Genomic DNA, 16967 nt, shown 5'->3' on the forward strand with positions numbered 1-16967 from the left:
ACAGGTCTGTTCTTCTTGGGGGATCGAGCTCCCCGTCCACGGCGCGAACGCCGGCGACGGAGCGGATGAATCGGCCGTGCCCTCAGGCGGCAGGCGGGCAGGCCCGCTCGACCGCGGCACACGCCGCGTCCTTGGCAGCAGCGGGTATCGCCGGGTTCTGCTCCAGCCTGCCCGCGGCGAGGGTGCCGTCGATGAGCAGGGTCAGTTCGCCCCGGCGCAGCAAAACTAACAGACAAGTCTGTCCGATACGGACGATGCCCTGTTCACAACCCTGACGGCCAACCCATAGCACGCTCCGCCGCCCCCTTGAGGAGCGCAAGGCGGTGTCCGCGACACGATCGCGCCGCGCTGGGCACCCGGGTGGCGTCTGCGGACCGCGCGTCCATGCGCGGTGCCGAAACTTACTTTTCATTAGTGACTAATGTTCCTCTTGGCCGCCAAAGGCGTCGGCCGCACCATGGGACGCATGACCGAGCACATCCGGCCCTCACCGGCCGATAGCCCCGTCCGCCGTCGCTGACGCGACGGCTGGTCACCGTGGCGGCCGTCCGCATGACGGGTTGGGACGGGTCAACGGCGAACGCACCCAGGACGTGGTGACGCCTCGGCCCGCGCAGGCCTTCACATCTGCCCACCGTGCTCCTGTCGTGCGGCGTCAGCGGATGCTGCGCCGACGGGGTCGTTATGGCCCTGACGGCAGTTTCAGCCTGGGCGCGGCCGCACCCAGGCTTGCGGTCAACGTCGGTCCGGCCCAATGGCCGTCCCACCACAAGGAGGAAAGACGATGGCGTCTCCTGCCAAGCTCGCACATGTGGTCCTGCGGACGCAGCACCTGAAGGAAATGCGGGAATGGTATGTGACCGTGCTCGACGGCAAGGTCATGCACGAGGACCCTGCTTCGGCTTTTATCACCTATGACGATGAGCACCACCGGATCGCGCTGGCCAACATGGGCGACCTGGAGAACCCCGACCGGGCCGAGCCGGTCCGACCGATCGTGAAGCGGGAGAAGCCCGCCCCCATCACCGCGGACACCGACATCTTCCAGGCGCTCGCCGGTCCTGCCACGGGGCTGTTCCACATCGCCTTCACCTACGACACGCTCCTGGAGCTGCTGGACACCTACCAGCGGCTGGCCGCTGCCGAGATATGGCCGGTTCTGGCGATGAACCACGGCGTGACCACCTCGATGTACTACCGGGACCCCGAGGACAACCTGGTGGAACTGCAGATCGACAACTTCACCACGGCGGAGGAGGCCGAAGACTTCATGCAGGGCGAGGTCTGGCTCCGCCGCCCCGGCGGCGCCCCGATCGACCTCGACGACCTGGTGCAGCGCTTCCGGGCCGGCGAGTCCTTCGAGGATCTGGTCAAGCCGACCTGGTGACCTCCTAAAAGCACCTGCCTCTCGTCTTTGTGCGGGTACACGAGAGGCAGGTTGCCCGCGGCGACCCTCGCGCGGGCCCTGGTTGGTGCGGCGGACGATCCCGGACGGACAGCCGCCCGCCGCACCAGCCTCCGCTCCCCCGCTTCTGATGTCCCGGCGGGGCGTCGTGTGCCGACCGTCGCTGCTGATCGAGACGGTCTGAAACGAGCACTACGCAGTGGATCCCAGCAGCTCCCGCAGCGGCTGCAGACGAACGTGCCGGCCGCGACAACAACCGATTTGGAGAAACAGCACATGTCCCAGGCATCCGACAGCCGTCCCAGTGTCGTGGTGATCGGAGGCGGCTATGCCGGCATCCGTGCGGCCCGGGAGCTGGACGACATCGCCGCCGTCGTCCTCGTCGAGCCGCGCGACTCCTTCCGCCACAACATCGGTTCACTGCGCGCGACGGTGCAGCCGGACTGGGCGCCCAACATCTTCATGTCCTACGAACGCCTGCTCACGCGGGGCAGCGTGGTGCACGATCGGGCCGCACGAGTCGAGCCCGGCCGCGTCGAACTGGTCTCGGGTGAGGTCCTGCGTCCGGACTTCCTGGTGCTGGCGACCGGATCGCGGTACCCCTTCCCGGCCAAGGACGCGGAGGAGAGCAGCGAAAGGTCCAAGGACAACTACGCCAGGACCGCCAAGGAGCTGGAACGGGCGGACCACGCAGTGATCCTGGGCGCGGGTGCGGTCGGTATCGAGATGGCCGGTGAGATCCTGGCGCAGTGGCCGGACAAGAAGGTCACCCTCCTCGATCCTTCCTCGGACGTGCTCGGCGGCAACTACCCCGAAAAGCTGCGGACGGCACTGCGGAAGATGATCACCGAGTCCGGGGTGGACCTGCGCCTGGGAGAGTGCCTCACGGAACTGCCCGAGGCGCCGGCCGGGGTGGTGGCGCCGTTCACGGCGCAGACCACTACGGGCCAGACGATCGAAGCGGACCTGTGGCTGCGCTGTTTCGGCGGGGCGGTGCCCTCCGATTATCTCGCCGGGAGCCTGGCAGCGGCCCGAAACACCTCGGGAACCGTGCGGGTGGGCGACGACATGCGGGTCGAGGACCACGAGACCGTCTACGCGGTGGGCGACATCGCCGATCTCGGCCTGCCGACCGCGTTCCTCGCCGACCTGCAGGCGGAGGTGGCCGCAAAGAACATCCGGCGGCACATCGCCGGTGAGGAGGAGGGGCAGGACGCCACGTTCGCAGACCCCTTCCCGCACCTCGTCGTGCCCTTCGGCCCGGGCAAGGGAACCGGCTGGCTGGTCAACCAGGAGGATCTGCTCGACGATGCCTCGGTCGCGCAGCTCAAGGGCGACCACCTGCTCGTGGACATGTACACGGACAAGCTCGGCCTGACCGAGCGCGCTTGGGCCCTCGGCCACTGAGCCTGCCGCAACGGCCACCCATCGGGTGAGCCGGCATTCAGGAGGGTGACACCCCACACGCCAGATCGCGGGCGTGTCAGCCACGCCTGGGGTCACCCTCCACCGGGGCCACCGAGAAGGCTCACTCAACGACGCACAACCCTAATCCCGAAGATGAGGCTCAGTGATGGCTGAACCAACCACCGCGGCGGAGCGGCAGCCTGGTACCGAACCCGACCTTGCGGCCCTGCGGGCCCGGGTGGCGTGCCTGGACGTGATCGACGCGATCTTCCGATGGGTCGACGACGGCGAGGCCGCGCGCACCGTGGAACTGTTCACCCCGGACGGTGAAATGGTGATGGGTCCGTGGTCCTTCTCGGGAGCCGGGCTGGCCGCAGCCATGCAGGCCCGGCAGGAGGACAGCGCCAAGCAGGGCGTGCACGTCCCGGCCGCCTCCTCGTTCCGGCTGCTGTCGCCCACTGAGGCGGAGGCGCAGACGTACCTGCATCTGTACCGGCAAGCAGACCAGCGGGCGGGCACTGCTCCGGTGCCTCGTGCGGTGACGCTGCTCACGGACCGGTTCGTGCAGGGCGACGACGGCCGCTGGCGCATCGCCCGGCGGGTCGTGGACATCATCGCGGGAGGTGAATGACCGTGCGCCTCTACCGCACGACCGCGGGGCTGGCCCGCGGCGAGGGTGATGAACTCGCCCTGCTGGACCTCCCCCACCTCGATGTCGCCGATCTGCTGTCGGAGGGCATCGAACGGGCCCGATCCGCCCGTGTCCGCAGCAGAATACCGATGCGTGACGCGGTGCTCCTGCCACCGGTGGCGGCCCCGGGCACTGTGGTGATCGCCGGTGCGAACTATCGCGACCACGTGGCGGAGGCCGGCATGCCGACCCCCACCGCCCCGGTATTCATCACCGTGACGGGCGTGAGCGCGACCGGGCCCCACGACCCCATCTGGCTGCCGGCAGAGGCCCCCTCGCAGGTCGACTACGAGGCAGAACTCGCCGTGGTGGTCAGCAGGCCGGGGCGGGACATCCCGGTGGGACGGGCGTGGGACCACGTCGCGGGGCTGATCGCGGTCAACGACGTCTCCGCCCGCGACGTACAACTGGCGGCGATGACCGAAGGCGTCGTCACCGACATCGACGGAGTGCGGAGGGGAAAGTCCTTCCCGCATTTCAAGCCCATGGGTCCGGCACTGGTCACGGTGGACGAGACCGGCACCGACCTGGACCTGGCGATCCGCACATACGTCAACGACGAGGTGCGCCAGGACTCCCGTACCAGCGAGATGATCTTCTCTGTCCCGGACATCATCTCGCATGTCTCGGCCACGACGCCCCTGCTGCCCGGCGACGTGGTGCTGACCGGGACACCCGGCGGCGTCGCCCTGGCGACCGGCGGATACCTGCGCTCCGGGGACGTGGTCACCGTGGAGATCGAGGGGCTGGGCCGGCTCCGCAACCCCGTGCTCATGGCTCCCACGGCCCCCCGCTAGGTCGTGTGCCGCCGATCAGGTGCCCGGCGGCACGTGCTCCAGCCGTGTGCCAACACGGCGGTGATCCCGCGCGTGCGCCCAACTTCGAAGTGAAGGAAAGTCAGATGGACAAGGTGGTCGGCTCGGCACACGACGCGGTGGCCGACATCCCCCGTGGCGCCACCCTCGCGGTCGGCGGCTTCGGGCTCTCGGGCATCCCCTCCACCCTCATCTCCGCTCTTGTCGCCGCAGGCACTTCCGGGTTGGCCGTGGTGTCCAACAACTGCGGTGTCGACGACGGCGGCCTGGGACTCCTGCTGCGGGCAGGCCGCATCGCCCGCATGACCTCGTCCTACGTCGGGGAGAACAAGGAGTTCGCCCGCCAGTACCTGGAAGGCGAGCTCGAGGTGGAGCTGGTGCCCCAGGGAACCCTCGCCGAGCGGCTGCGCGCCGGCGGCACGGGCATCCCGGCCTTCTACACCCCGGCCGGTGCAGGAACCCTCGTGGAAGAGGGCGGCCTGCCCTGGCGTTACGCGCCGGACGGCAGCACGGCGGTCGCCTCCCCGCCCAAGGAAGTGCGGGAATTCGGCGGCCGCCGGTACCTGCTGGAAGAGGCCATCACCACCGACTTCGCGCTCGTCCGGGCGGCGGTCGCGGACCGGCACGGCAACCTCGTCTTCCACGCCGCCGCCCGCAACTTCAATCCGCTGTGCGCCATGGCCGGCCGGACGACCGTGGTGGAGGCCGACCGGATCGTCGAGCCCGGTGAGATTCCGCCCGACGCCATCCACCTGCCGGGCATCTATGTCGACCGCGTGGTGGCCGCCGACGTCGCGGACAAGCGCATCGAGCGCCGCACGGTGCGCGTGCCGAACGACGTCTGACTCACCCCCTCGACACGCCACACCCACCACAACACGACGCAGGAGGAACAGTGACGACCACCGGGACCCACAGCGGCGATCTGCGCGACGCGCTGGCCGCACGCGCGGCCAGGGAACTGACCGATGGCCAGTACGTGAACCTCGGCATCGGCCTGCCCACTCTGATCCCCAATCACCTTCCCCCCGGCGTGCACGTGGTGCTGCACGCCGAGAACGGGATCCTCGGCGTCGGCCCCTACCCGCACGAGGACGAGGTGGACCCGGACCTGATCAATGCCGGGAAGGAAACCGTCACCGTCCTGCCCGGCGCCGCCTACTTCGACTCGGCGGCGTCCTTTGGCATGGTCCGTTCCGGCCGCGTCGACACGACGATCCTCGGTGCCATGCAGGTGTCTGCCTCCGGAGACCTGGCCAACTGGACGATTCCTGGAAAAATGGTCAAGGGCATGGGCGGCGCCATGGATCTCGTCCACGGCGCCCGCAGGGTTGTCGTGGTCATGGAACACACTGCCCGCGACGGGTCCCCGAAGATCGTCCGGGAATGCACCCTGCCGCTCACCGGCCGCGGTGTCGTCGACCGGATCATCACCGAGCTGGCAGTGTTCGACGTGACTGCCGACGGCCTGCATCTGGTGGAACTCGGTCGCGGCGCCACTGTCGACACGGTGCGCGCGGCAACCGAGCCGCCGTTCTCCGTTTCCGACCCACTGCGATGACCGACATCAAAGTGCCCGTCAGCTGTCGCAAGTCCACGGCCAGGTAAGTGGCGCAGCTCTCCGCCGCCGCCATGCGGCCGGCGAAGTCGGGATGCGCGGCGTCGATACCGGTGCCCAGAACGGCCATGTCCGCACCCTGTCCGAGCGACGAATTCCGGAGAGGACGCTCAAGAATAGGGTGGGCTCCGCGCCGCAAGAGTCCGGATTGAACGATCACGGACGCCAGGGTGCACAGGCGATTGACGCACGCCGGTCCGTTCACCGGCGGGTCGCCCGTGACGCAAACACCCGTCGAGAGGTGACTGGTCAGAGCCCCGCCGGGTTCCGGTGGCTCTGCCAGTAAACCCTAAGTGGAACGAAAGGTCAAAGAACTGCGCCACCTCCCCTCTCCGTACATCCGCTCCTTTTCGCCCACGGTTCAATCTGTATCGTTCGCTCAAAGAGGAGATACACTCCGTTCCATGGGGCGCAGAGGATTCGACATGGAGGAGTCATACGTGTGGCGATGAACGCCTTCCGGAAGACCTGCGCATCGCAGACGGGACGTATGCCCGGGAGCAAAACCCTCTGCCGCTCATCGAGGCCCTGCGTGGCGGCTCCTCTGGACGGGAGTTGCCCGTGCATGTCTGATTGACACGGTGGAGGAGATCGTTCGTGTCGCCATGGGCAGATCTGTCTGATCGTCGGCGTCGCTATCGATCAGACCTGGCCTGGCCTGGACGGAGCGCCGTCCCGCGGGTACTCGGCCGGCATCCCCGACCTCGTCGGCCCCGCCAAGAACATCGCCGCGCTCTCCACCCACCTACGCGGCCTCCGCGCAGGCCCCGCACAGCTACGGCCTTCACCTACGCCGACACAGGCCACCAGTTGACGGACCTCATCGAAAGTGCTTCAGCCGAACGGTCTGTACACGTCTTCGGCTGACCCGGCCGGATGCCCGGCTGGACACGACCCCTCCCTGCCACGCACACGCAACTTCGGCCCATGAAGAGGAATCATGAAAACAGTGGGAGTATCCCAATTCGGAGGGCCGGAAGCCCTGCGCGTCTTTGAGGTGCCCGAGCCTCATGCCGGTCCCGGACAGGTACGCATCCGGGTCCACGCCGCCACGGTGAACCCTGGCGACCGCTACCTGCGCAATGGCGCGCTGGGACCCACGTCCCCCGCACCCCCTTATGTCCCCGGCATGGAAGCAGCCGGGGTACTGGACGAGATCGGCAGCGATGTGGAAACCGATCTGCGTCTCGGGGACCGGGTGATGGCCATGGCCGACCCGAGGGGTCCCCTGGGCGGCGCCTACGCGCAATACGTCGTCCTGCCCGCGGCGCAGGTCGCCCGGGCGCCGCAGGGGACGACCCATGCCGAGGCGGCTACCCTGCCCATGAACGGGCTGACCGCGCGGCTCGCTGTCGACCTGACCGGGCTTTCACGGGGGCAGACGCTCGCGGTCACCGGCGCAGCGGGAGCCGTCGGCGGCTACGTGACCCAGATGGCCAAGGCGGACGGACTCACCGTCGTCGCGGACGCCTCGCAGGCCGATGAGGAACTCGTGCGCTCGTTCGGTGCCGACATCGTCGTACCGCGGGGGGCCGATGTTGCCCAGCACATCCTGCGAGCAGTCCCGGCGGGAGTGGCAGGGCTGGTCGACGCGGCGGTCATCGGCTCGGCTGTGGTGGCCCCGGCCGTCCATGACGGCGGCGTCATCGTCACCGTCCTCGGCGAAGGATCCCGCGCCGTCAGCCCCGAGGAGATGCGGCGGCGGTCTCTGCGTATGCACATGGCCTTCGTCCCGGACTACCTGGGCGACCGCAGCCGGCTCGATGACCTGCGTGAACTGACCGAAGCTGGAAGGCTGACCCTACGCGTGGCCAGCACCTTCCCTCCCGAACGGGCCGCCGAGGCCCATCGTCAGATGGAGGCCGGTGGCGTCCGTGGACGCCTCGTCCTGGAGTTCTGAACCGCCTGAGGCGGCCGGCTGCGTCACCGATCTTAGGCCTCTCGCACCGCGAGACGACCGCCTCAGGGGAACGGACCGCTCGGCGCGACGCGTGGAACGCGGCGCGCTGAGTTTCCGGGCCGCGGGGGCCAGTGTCCGCCCGGTACCAATCACGTGTAACTTCCCGACCGCCAGGTACGGGTGGGGAACACCGTTCCGGTGAAGTGAGGGCCGATGGTCGCGGTGCCGGGCCGGGAGAGTTCGCCGACGAGCGCGTGCCGGGAGGCGACCGCGGCCTGGGGGTCGAGGTCGCCGGTCCAGCACATGTCCGGGTGCAGGATCTCGGCGGCCGTGTGCATGGCGTCGCCTACGACGATCGCGCGCTGAGTACCGTACCCGGACAGGACGAAACTCACGTGTCCCGGGGTGTGCCCGGGTGTGAGAAGGGCTTCGATTCCCTGGTAGGGCTCGTCGCCGGTGCGCAGGTTGTGGCGGCGTGAACCGATGACGCTGTACTGCTGCGGGGTCGGTGCGGTCAGACGTGCCATGTTGGCGGGCTGACCCCAGAAGTCGAATTCACCGACGCCGACAAAGTACTCGGCATTGGGGAACGTGGGTCTGGTGGTGTCGTCGTCAGCGGTGATCCAGCCGACGTGGTCGGCGTGGAGGTGGGACAGGAGGACCGCGTCGACGTCGCCAGGCCGAAGGCCCGCTGCCGCGAGACTGTCGAGCAGTTGCCCGCCGGCCATCACGCCCGCGGCCAGGGCGGGGTCCGGTGACGGTATGGGGATGGCACGCGGCCCGATTCCGGTGTCGATGAGTATGCGTGCCGCGGGTGTCTCGACGAGGAGGGCGCCGACACTGAGCAGCAGCATGCAGTCCTCGTCGAGCAGCTTCAGCTCGGAATCCCGCGCGAGGTGCGCATGTTCCGGGTAAGCCTGCAGAGGATGGGCGCGAATGATGCCGTCGGGAAGGTAGCGGACGTTCAGGTCCCCCAGACGCATGGCTTCGCTGGGGGCGGGGGTCGCGGTCATGTTTTTTCTCCTGGAGAGGCTTGTACGGGGCGCCGGAGACCGGTCACGCCGCTCACCACGGCGACGAGCAGCCAGATGGCCACTCCGGCGAGAGCCGCCACGGCATAGCCGCTGTCATCGGGGTATGGCGATCCACGCGGTGTGCGGGATTCCAGGACGACGGCGGTCAGGACGCTGCCGAAGCCGTAACCGACGTAGCGGAAGACCTGGTTGAAGCCGAGTGCGCTGCCGCGTTGATCGCTGCCGGTGTTCTCCACGATGAGTCCCGGTGCGGTGGAGAAGACGATGCCGATCCCGATGCCCGCCAGGAGCATCGCGGCCACCAGGCCCGGCAGGCTGTGCCGCCAGAGGGCGAACAACGCCATCGCGGACATCATCACGACGCCGGCCAGCGGCAGCGTCCAGCGTGCCGGGAGCCACATGCCCAGTCGGCGGGTGATCCATCCGGCGGCAAGACTTCCCAGCGCCTGCGGGAGCATGAGGAGACCGGCGACCACTGCGGACTTGTCGAGCCCTCCGGTCGTCGACGGTGCCTGAATCATGCGGGTGCTCACGGACAGCAGCAGGTACATGCCGATCCCGGCCAGCAGCACGGTGACGTGGGCGCTGAGCACCGGACGTACCCGCAGCTGCCGGAGGTCGACCAGCGGGTGCTCCGTACGCGTCTCAAACCAGGTCCAGGCCGCGCCCACGAGCAGCGCCGTACAGCCGGCCGTGAGGGTGGCCGGCGACGTCCAGCCCCAGTTCCCGCCTTCGGAGGTGGCCAGGATCAAAGCCGTGACCGGTAGAACGAACAGGACAGCGCCAGGCACGTCGATTGCAGACGCGGGGCGGGTGCGGGGGGCGGGAATGACGGCCAGCGCGGTGAGCAGGGCTGCCACGGTGACCGCGGCACCGAACCAGTAGGCGCCGGAAATGCCCGCACCCTGGGCGAGAACCCCGGTGAGGGGGTAACCGAGCCCGACACCTGCCGCGTTGACGATCGAGAGGATCGCGACGACGCGCTTTCGCTGATCGGGATCGCCGGAGAAGGTGTCGCTGGCGACCGCGATGGTCATCGGTGCCAGGCCCTGCCCGGCACCCTGCAGGGCTCGGCCGATAAGGAGCACAGGGAAGTTCGAGGTTCCCAGGGCGGCGACGACCGAGCCGATCGCCACCAGCGTGAGTGCCACCAGAACCGCGATGCGCCGGTGACGGGTGTCACCGAGCCTGCCCATCACGGGGGTGATCGCCACCGCGACGAGGACGGTGATGGTGAGGGTCCACTGAGCCGTCGCCAAGGACACCTGCGTGGAGTGGGCGATGGCCGGCATGAGCGGGGCGCCCAGGCTGCTGACCAGGGCACCCACGAGGGTGATCAGAAGAAGACCGGCGACCCGCCACCGGTCCCCCCGCGCAGGGGAGACCGGGACGGTGTGTCTCACGGTAGGGATGGGATTCACCGCTACCTCAGGCCCAGTCGAATTCGATGACGGGCTTGATCTCGCTCCACGTACGCATCCGCTCGAACGCCGTGTTGATCTCGTCCAGCCGGTACCGGTTCGAGAGCAGGGCGTCCCAGGCGAAGCGGTCCGCGTGGGTGCGGAGGAAGTCCAGGGCCTTCCAGTAGTGGTCGACGCCAGCGGATCGGGACCCGATCAGCGTCGCCTGCTTGTGCATGATCGCACTGGGGTTGAACGGCACGTCGCGCTGATGGGCCTGGCCGACGATGAGGTAGCGGCCACCGGGCCGGAGCATGTCGATGCCCTCGGAGAAGGCCGACGGGACGCCGGACATCTCCAGCACGACCTCGGCGCCCCGGCCGTCGGTCAGTTCCTTCACGATCGCTGCGCGCTCCGCGCCGGAGGTGACCTCGGCCACGTCGATACACACGTCGGCGCCCCACTGGGCGGCGACCTCGAGCCGCTCGGCGGGACCGCCGATCACGATGACCCGGCCCGCACCCTCGGCGACCGCCTTGGCCACGGCGAACAGTCCGACCGGTCCGGCGCCCTGCACCACGACCGTGTCGGTCGCGGCTATTCGGCCCAGCCGTTCGAAGCCGTGCATCACCGTGCGCAGCGAGCACGCCGCGGCGGAGGCCACTGCGTCCGGGACATCGTCCGGGACGCGGACCCTGCCGGCGGTCGGGTACACGTACCCGTATTCGGAGAAGCCGCCGTGCAGGAACGGGTAGGTGTGAGTGCTCTCGGTCATGTAACGGCGCCGGTTCTCGCACAGGCTCGGCTCGCCGTCGATGACGCAGGCGCGGCAGCGGCCGCACATGCCGTGGGTCCAGACGACCCGATCGCCCTCCGCGAGTGGCTGGCCGAGCGAGTCGGTGCGCGGACCGTCGCCGAAGGCCGCGATCCGGCCCACCATCTCATGCCCGAGAATCAGGGGCAGTGCGCCGCCGACATCACCCGCGGAGCCGTCCGCGATGTGTATGTCGGTGCCGCACAGCGTCGCGGCGGTCATGCGGACCAGCAACGCGTCCCGCTCGATGACCGCGGGTATCTCCACGTCCAGTACCTGCAGTGCTTCGCCGGTGGCGGTCAGTGCGGCCGCGCGGCTGGTCGCCGGGATCCTGGCGGTCACGCGTCACCTCGGCCCGCTATGGCGCTCTTCCGGGTACGGGCCACCATGCGGGCCGTTTCGACCAGGCCCGCGGCACCGGCGAGGCCGCGTTCCAGCACCTCGGAGGGGTCACCACCACCTGCGCGTACAGCGTCGGCGAAGTGGTGCATGTCCTTGTGCATGAGGGTGTGGACGTGTTCGGCCAGTTCCGGTGAGATGTCGCCGCCGAGGGCGCGGAGCGCCGCGCTGCCGCCGCTGCTGGCGGAGACCACTTCGATGAGGGCCGGGATGTCCAGACCGACCTGGGCGGCCAGACCGAGGACGTCCTCGGCGTTCTTCATGTTGGTGATGGTCAGCGCGTTGTTGAACAGCTTGGTGAACTGCCCCGCACCGGCTGGCCCCATCAGCTTGACCGTGTCGCTGAACGTGGCGAACACCGGCCGGGCCGCCTCGAAGGCGTCCCGGGACCCGCCGGTGAAGGTGGTCAGGGTGCGGGCGCGGGCGCCGGGGCTGCCGCCGCTCACGGGTGCGTCGAGGTAGATCCCTCCGGCCCGGGCGACGTGGTCGGCGATGCGTACGGCCTCGGCGGGGTCGCCGGTGCCGTGGTTGACGATGATCGTTCCGGGAGCGACAGCGGCCAGCAGGCCCTGGCCGTCCAGGACGTCCCACAGGTCGGCGTCGTCGCGCAGGCACAACCCGATCATCTGGACGGACGCCCCGAGGTCGGCCACGGTGTCGTGAACGGTGTGCGGGACCTTCTCCACCGCGGCCAGCGAGGCGGGGCGCCGGGCCCATACGTGCAGCTCGAAGCCGTGCTCGCCGATGGCTTCCGCCATGGGGCCGCCCTGGTCACCGAGACCGATGAAGCCGGCTTTCAAGATTGTCGTCATTGCAGTGGTCCTTCGTTGGTGCGGGTGAGGAAGCGGAGACCGGACCGTCCGCGCTCAGCGGACGATGCCGCTGGCGAGCTCCCACAGGCGCTCGGCGTTCGCCGGGTCCAGCGCGTAGCGGGCCACGCCGGGAACACCGAGCTGCATGGGACGGGCGTCGACCACCGGTGCCTGGTTGACATCCTCGAAGTAGCGGCCGCCGACCCCTTCGACCAGGGGCGACGCGGCGAGGAACACGGTGGTCGCGGCGCCCTGCTCGACCGTCTTGCGGTACGGCTCGGGTGTCCGCAGGCCGCCGGTGTGGCGCTGCAGATTGGTGGCGATCGCACCGGGGTGCAGGGCGTTGGCCGTGATGCCCTCACCGGCCCAGCGGCGCTGCGCCTCGACGGCCAGCAGGACCTCGGCCGTCTTGGACTGCCCGTAGGCGGTGAGCGCGTCGTACGGGCGGAAGCGGAAGTCGATGTCGTCGAAGACGACGGGAGAGAACAGGTGACCGCCGGAGGACACCGAGACCAGGCGCGCACCCTCCGCGTCGGCGAGCGCGCCGTGCAGCCCCAGGGTCAGGGCGAAGTGCCCTAGGTAGTTTGTGGCGAACTGCTGCTCGTGGCCGGCGATGCCGCGCTCGAGTTCCGGCGGCATCATGATTCCGGCGTTGTTGATCAGAACATGCAGCGGGCCCTGCCAGGCGGCGGTGAACGCGCGTACCGACTCCAGGTCGGACACATCGAGGCGGGCGACGTGGATCGCCTCGTTCCCGGTGGCCTTGCGCAGGTCCGCCGCGGCCTGCTCGCCGGCCTCGGGACGGCGCACGGCGAGCGTGACCTCGGCACCGCCAGCCGCCAGAGCGCGGGCGGTCTCGACCCCGATGCCCGAGTTGGCCCCCGTGACGACCACCCGCTTGCCGGACAGGTCGACGCCCTCGATCACCTCGGAGGCGGTGCTGTCGCGGTTGAATTCAGTGGTGAAGAGCTGGGACATGTGATGCATTCCTCCTGCTTCGTGGACTGTGCCGCCAGGCTGCACCGAACGCCGGCAGGCAGACCAGGACGGGCTGAGACTGGGACCGGCAGGGCCACCCAGGGAACCGGAATGCCTTCGTACGCTGGAGACATGCCAACCACCGAAGACGCCAACGCACTGGGTCGCTACCTGCGCGCCCGCAGGGAGCTCATCTCACCAGATGAGGCCGGCGTTCTCGATCAAGGCAACCGGCGCGTCCCGGGGCTGCGCCGCGAGGAAGTCGCCTTCCTCGCGGGAATCAGTTCCGACTACTACAACCGCCTGGAACAGGGCCGCGACAAAAATCCCTCCGAGCAGGTCCTGCGCAGCATCGCCCGCGCCCTGCGGCTGGACGAGGAGGCCACGGCCTACCTGTTGCAGATCGCCGCACCAAAAGGCCCCCAGCGCAAACGGCCCCGCAGGCCCGAGAGGGTCAGCGACGGCATTCGCACCCTCATCGACTCCTGGCCGCTCACTCCGGCATACGTCCACGGCAAGTACATGGACATACTGGCCGCCAACAACCTCGCCCTCGCGCTCTCGCCATTCAACGCCCCCGGCCGCAACGGCATCCTGGCCGCATTCCTGGAACCCGAGATGCGAGAGCTCCATCAGGACTGGGACGACATGACCGCCCGGGTCGTCCCCTACCTGCGCTCCATCGTCGGTGCCGACATCCACGACCCGCGACTCGTCGAGATCGTCGGCGAGCTCACCCTGGGCAGCGAACGCTTCCGCACCCTCTGGGCCCGCCAGGACGTCAAGCACAAGACCAGCGGCACCACCTTGTTCCGCCACCCCCAGGCCGGACCGCTGGAACTGCGCTACGAAAAGCTGCTCATACCGAGCGCCGGTCAAACGCTGATCACATACCACGCACAGCCGGGCAGCGCCTCCGAGGAACGCCTCCGTCTCCTCGCCAGCATGCACGCCCCGGACCGTGCCGGCAGTTCACCGGCCGCCGACCAGCCTGCACCCGGCAACACCGCCTCGTAACCATCGGGTGCAACATCATCAGCCGCACCGAAAATGCACGCGAACGGTGCGGCCGGCGGCGCTCCGCGGCCTGAGCACACCAGCGCGTGAGGTGTCCGGCCCCCCCACACACACGGCATGCGACGACCTTTCGCAGGTGCCCAGCGATAGCCGTCCCTCTCTTCGCCCAGACGCCAGGAATGCGCAGCTTCATAGATGTGTTGCTTTCGATACCATACGTCTGGCAGATGAACTGCCTGAATGCCCACCCAGAGGAAGTGCATGCCCGACTACGGCCACGAACTCTTGCTCGGCACATTCATCACCCCCACCGCACAGGATCCGGCGCAAGCCGTGGCGCTTGCGGAACTCACGGAGACTGCCCAGCTGGACGTCGCCACGTTCCAGGATCATCCGTACAATGCGGACTTTCTTGACACCTATACTCTGCTCACCTGGGTGGCGGCCAGAACCCGCCGCATCCGCGTATCGGCGAACGTCACGAACCTGCCCTTGCGGCCACCGTCGATGCTCGCCCGTACCGCGGCGAGCATCGACGTCCTGTCCAAGGGCCGCTTCGAACTCGGACTCGGCGCGGGCGCCTTCCCCGACGCCGTTCACGCCATGGGCGGACCCCGTCTGAGCCCTGGGCAGGGCGTCGAGGCTCTCGACGAGGCGATCGACATCCTCCGCGGCGCCTGGGACAGCGGCGAGCGCGGCTCCCTGCGTTTCCAGGGTGAGCACTACACCGTCCCGTCGATGAAGCGGGGGCCGCGCCCCTCTCACGACATCAGCGTGTGGCTGGGCGCCTACAAACCGCGCATGCTGAGCCTGACAGGCCGCAAGGCCAACGGCTGGCTTCCGACACTGGAATACCTCCGGACCCCGGGGATGGTGGAGGCGAACAAGATCATCGACGACGCCGCCCTCGAGAAGGGCCGCGACCCGAAGGAGATCCGGCGCCTGCTCAACCTCTTCAGCGTGGACTTCACCGCCACACGGCGCGGTCACCTCCAGGGCCCGCCGCGACAGTGGGTCGAAGAACTGCTTCCGCTGGTCCTGGAGCAGGGTTTCTCTGCGTTCCTCATCGGCCGCGACGACGCCCGGCTGATCCGGACCTTCGGCGAGGAGGTGGCGCCCGCCCTGCGTGAGGCCGTCGCCCGCGAGCGGTCGACCGCCCCCGCCGGCACCGGCACGGTGCCGGACCGAACGGCTGTCGTCCTCGCCGGGCGGCGCGACACCATCGACTACGACGCGGTCCCCGCATCCCTGGCGCAGAAGGTCGTCGAGCCGGGCGATCCCGCCTACGAGGACGTCCGCCACAGCTATATCCATCCCGGATCGCCCGCCCTGGTCATCCGGGCCGAGAACTCAGACGACGTCGTTGCCGCCCTCGCCTACGCGCGCGCCCAGAACGTCGCGCTCTCGGTACGCAGCGGCGGCCACGGCATCAGCGGCCGGTCCACCAACGACGGCGGCATCATCATCGACCTGTCGAAGATGAACTCCGTCGAGGTCCTGGACCGGACCACCGGACGCATCCGCGTCGGCCCCGGCGCACGCTGGGGACATGTGGCCCGCGCGCTCGCACCTTACGGGCTGGCCATGAGCTCCGGCGACTACGGCGACGTCGGTGTCGGCGGCCTCGCCACCGCCGGCGGTCTGGGTTACCTGGCCCGCAAGCACGGCCTGACCATCGACCACCTCACCGCCGCCGAGATCGTCGTCGCCGACGGCCGCAGGCTGCGCGTCGACGCCGAGCACCACCCGGAACTGTTCTGGGCGATCCGGGGCGCGGGCGGCAACTTCGGCATCGTCACCGCCTTCGAACTGCAGGCGTACGAGGTCGAGAACGTCGCCTACGCCACGCTGGTCGTGGACGCCACCGACACGGCCGGCTTCCTCCTGGAATGGGGACGGCTGGTCGAAGCCGCCCCGCGGGAGATCACCAGCTTCATATCGATGTTCCCCGGCCGCCGCGGCGGGCCGGTCACCGCGCAGATCACCCTGGTCTACGCGGGAGACGACACCGAGGACGCGCAGAACGCCCTGACCCCGTTCATGGGCGCCGGCCCGGTCCTGGACCAGCAGGCGCAGCTCGTCCCGTACCACCTGATCGTCGCCCCGCCCGAGAACCAGCACCGCGGCCAAGGCCTGGGAAACACCCGCAGCGGGCTGCTGGACCACATCACCCCGGAGGCCGCCGCCATCGTCGAGAAGGCGATGAAGTCGGGCGACGTGATGGTCATGCAGTTCCGCTCGATGGGCGGCGCCGTGCACGACATCCCGGAGGACGCAATGGCCTGGTCGCACCGCACCCAGAACTTCTCCGTCATCGCCGCCACCGCCTCCAGCCATGTCAGCCGCATGAACGCCCACTGGGCACGGCTGTACCCGCACCTGAACGGCATGTACCCCAGCTTCGAGACGGACACCGACCCGGCCCGTCTGGCGGACGCCTTCCCAGAGCCCGTCCTCACCCGGCTCCGCGCCCTGAAGGCCGCATGGGATCCGGACAACGTCTTCAATCGCAACTTCGCCATCCCGCCCGCGGCGCCCTGCGACGGTGCCGCCCACGCCGGCGGAGCAGCCCCCGCCCGGCGCTGACCCTCAAGACCTTCCGCGCCGGGCTCCCGCCGGGCCCGCACCGGGCACCGTCGTCCTTCCCGAGAACGAGAAAACGGCGCTCGTCGCTGGC

At 69.1% G+C, this 16967-nt stretch carries 15 protein-coding genes; 9 read left to right on the top strand and 6 right to left on the bottom strand.

Annotated elements, in window-relative coordinates; all coding sequences use genetic code 11:
- Nucleotides 1-82: 82 nt before the first annotated feature.
- Nucleotides 83-223, bottom strand: coding sequence for a hypothetical protein (locus tag OIE69_RS01315; protein WP_326570074.1), 141 nt, complete (start codon nucleotides 221-223; stop codon nucleotides 83-85).
- 561 nt (nucleotides 224-784) lie between these two features.
- Between OIE69_RS01315 and OIE69_RS01320 the strand changes: the two genes are divergently transcribed.
- The 7 genes from OIE69_RS01320 (at nucleotide 785) to OIE69_RS01350 (ending at nucleotide 7836) form a co-directional block, all read left to right on the top strand.
- Nucleotides 785-1387, top strand: a complete 603-nt coding sequence (locus OIE69_RS01320) for a VOC family protein (RefSeq protein ID WP_326570075.1) — start codon at nucleotides 785-787, stop codon at nucleotides 1385-1387.
- A gap of 294 nt (nucleotides 1388-1681) precedes the next feature.
- Nucleotides 1682-2812, top strand: a complete 1131-nt coding sequence (locus OIE69_RS01325; RefSeq protein WP_326570076.1) for an NAD(P)/FAD-dependent oxidoreductase — start codon at nucleotides 1682-1684, stop codon at nucleotides 2810-2812.
- 166 nt (nucleotides 2813-2978) lie between these two features.
- Nucleotides 2979-3443 carry a nuclear transport factor 2 family protein gene (locus OIE69_RS01330; RefSeq protein WP_326570077.1) on the top strand — a complete coding sequence of 155 codons (465 nt, stop codon included), beginning with the start codon at nucleotides 2979-2981 and terminating at the stop codon, nucleotides 3441-3443.
- A complete protein-coding gene (locus OIE69_RS01335; protein ID WP_326570078.1) occupies nucleotides 3440-4300 on the top strand; it encodes a fumarylacetoacetate hydrolase family protein in 861 nt (286 codons plus the stop codon). Before OIE69_RS01330 ends, OIE69_RS01335 begins: the two co-directional genes overlap by 4 nt.
- A 104-nt stretch (nucleotides 4301-4404) precedes the next feature.
- Entirely contained in the window at nucleotides 4405-5163 is a 759-nt protein-coding gene (locus OIE69_RS01340; protein ID WP_326570079.1) for a CoA transferase subunit A, read from the top strand.
- Between the two features lie 50 nt (nucleotides 5164-5213).
- Entirely contained in the window at nucleotides 5214-5879 is a 666-nt protein-coding gene (locus tag OIE69_RS01345) for a 3-oxoacid CoA-transferase subunit B (RefSeq protein WP_326570080.1), read from the top strand.
- A 997-nt stretch (nucleotides 5880-6876) separates the two neighbouring features.
- On the top strand, nucleotides 6877-7836 hold the full coding sequence (locus OIE69_RS01350) for an NADP-dependent oxidoreductase (RefSeq protein ID WP_326570081.1): 960 nt from the start codon (nucleotides 6877-6879) through the stop codon (nucleotides 7834-7836).
- A gap of 149 nt (nucleotides 7837-7985) precedes the next feature.
- Here OIE69_RS01350 and OIE69_RS01355 read toward each other — a convergent pair whose 3' ends face one another.
- The 5 genes from OIE69_RS01355 to OIE69_RS01375 are packed head-to-tail and all read right to left on the bottom strand — an operon-like array spanning nucleotide 7986 to nucleotide 13273.
- On the bottom strand, nucleotides 7986-8849 hold the full coding sequence (locus OIE69_RS01355; RefSeq protein WP_326570082.1) for an MBL fold metallo-hydrolase: 864 nt from the start codon (nucleotides 8847-8849) through the stop codon (nucleotides 7986-7988).
- Nucleotides 8846-10273 (bottom strand): MFS transporter, encoded by a 1428-nt coding sequence (locus tag OIE69_RS01360; RefSeq protein WP_326570083.1) that lies wholly within the window; start codon nucleotides 10271-10273, stop codon nucleotides 8846-8848. Before OIE69_RS01360 ends, OIE69_RS01355 begins: the two co-directional genes overlap by 4 nt.
- Before the next feature lie 25 nt (nucleotides 10274-10298).
- Complete coding sequence (locus OIE69_RS01365; protein WP_326570084.1) at nucleotides 10299-11426, bottom strand: zinc-binding dehydrogenase; 1128 nt, start codon at nucleotides 11424-11426, stop codon at nucleotides 10299-10301.
- Nucleotides 11423-12295 carry an NAD(P)-dependent oxidoreductase gene (locus tag OIE69_RS01370; RefSeq protein WP_326570085.1) on the bottom strand — a complete coding sequence of 291 codons (873 nt, stop codon included), beginning with the start codon at nucleotides 12293-12295 and terminating at the stop codon, nucleotides 11423-11425. Before OIE69_RS01370 ends, OIE69_RS01365 begins: the two co-directional genes overlap by 4 nt.
- 54 nt (nucleotides 12296-12349) lie before the next feature.
- Nucleotides 12350-13273, bottom strand: a complete 924-nt coding sequence (locus OIE69_RS01375; RefSeq protein WP_326570086.1) for an SDR family NAD(P)-dependent oxidoreductase — start codon at nucleotides 13271-13273, stop codon at nucleotides 12350-12352.
- A gap of 132 nt (nucleotides 13274-13405) precedes the next feature.
- Here OIE69_RS01375 and OIE69_RS01380 point away from each other — a divergent pair, with 132 nt between their 5' ends.
- Nucleotides 13406-14290, top strand: coding sequence for a helix-turn-helix transcriptional regulator (locus tag OIE69_RS01380; RefSeq protein ID WP_326570087.1), 885 nt, complete (start codon nucleotides 13406-13408; stop codon nucleotides 14288-14290).
- Between the two features lie 240 nt (nucleotides 14291-14530).
- A complete protein-coding gene (locus tag OIE69_RS01385; RefSeq protein WP_326570088.1) occupies nucleotides 14531-16876 on the top strand; it encodes an LLM class flavin-dependent oxidoreductase in 2346 nt (781 codons plus the stop codon).
- The last annotated feature ends 91 nt before the right edge of the window (nucleotides 16877-16967 follow it).

Origin of the sequence: Actinacidiphila glaucinigra (genome assembly GCF_035918135.1) — a bacterium.
Classification (GTDB): domain Bacteria; phylum Actinomycetota; class Actinomycetes; order Streptomycetales; family Streptomycetaceae; genus Actinacidiphila; species Actinacidiphila glaucinigra.

What these genes read in the sequence shown, in the direction of transcription:
- OIE69_RS01335 (WP_326570078.1), top strand. Translation starts at nt 3,440, where the DNA reads ATGACCGTGCGCCTCTACCGCACGACCGCGGGGCTGGCCCGCGGCGAG.
- OIE69_RS01355 (WP_326570082.1), bottom strand. Translation starts at nt 8,849, where the DNA reads ATGACCGCGACCCCCGCCCCCAGCGAAGCCATGCGTCTGGGGGACCTG.
- OIE69_RS01385 (WP_326570088.1), top strand. Translation starts at nt 14,531, where the DNA reads ATGCCCACCCAGAGGAAGTGCATGCCCGACTACGGCCACGAACTCTTG.
- OIE69_RS01330 (WP_326570077.1), top strand. Translation starts at nt 2,979, where the DNA reads ATGGCTGAACCAACCACCGCGGCGGAGCGGCAGCCTGGTACCGAACCC.
- OIE69_RS01340 (WP_326570079.1), top strand. Translation starts at nt 4,405, where the DNA reads ATGGACAAGGTGGTCGGCTCGGCACACGACGCGGTGGCCGACATCCCC.
- OIE69_RS01375 (WP_326570086.1), bottom strand. Translation starts at nt 13,273, where the DNA reads ATGTCCCAGCTCTTCACCACTGAATTCAACCGCGACAGCACCGCCTCC.
- OIE69_RS01350 (WP_326570081.1), top strand. Translation starts at nt 6,877, where the DNA reads ATGAAAACAGTGGGAGTATCCCAATTCGGAGGGCCGGAAGCCCTGCGC.
- OIE69_RS01380 (WP_326570087.1), top strand. Translation starts at nt 13,406, where the DNA reads ATGCCAACCACCGAAGACGCCAACGCACTGGGTCGCTACCTGCGCGCC.
- OIE69_RS01325 (WP_326570076.1), top strand. Translation starts at nt 1,682, where the DNA reads ATGTCCCAGGCATCCGACAGCCGTCCCAGTGTCGTGGTGATCGGAGGC.
- OIE69_RS01370 (WP_326570085.1), bottom strand. Translation starts at nt 12,295, where the DNA reads ATGACGACAATCTTGAAAGCCGGCTTCATCGGTCTCGGTGACCAGGGC.
- OIE69_RS01320 (WP_326570075.1), top strand. Translation starts at nt 785, where the DNA reads ATGGCGTCTCCTGCCAAGCTCGCACATGTGGTCCTGCGGACGCAGCAC.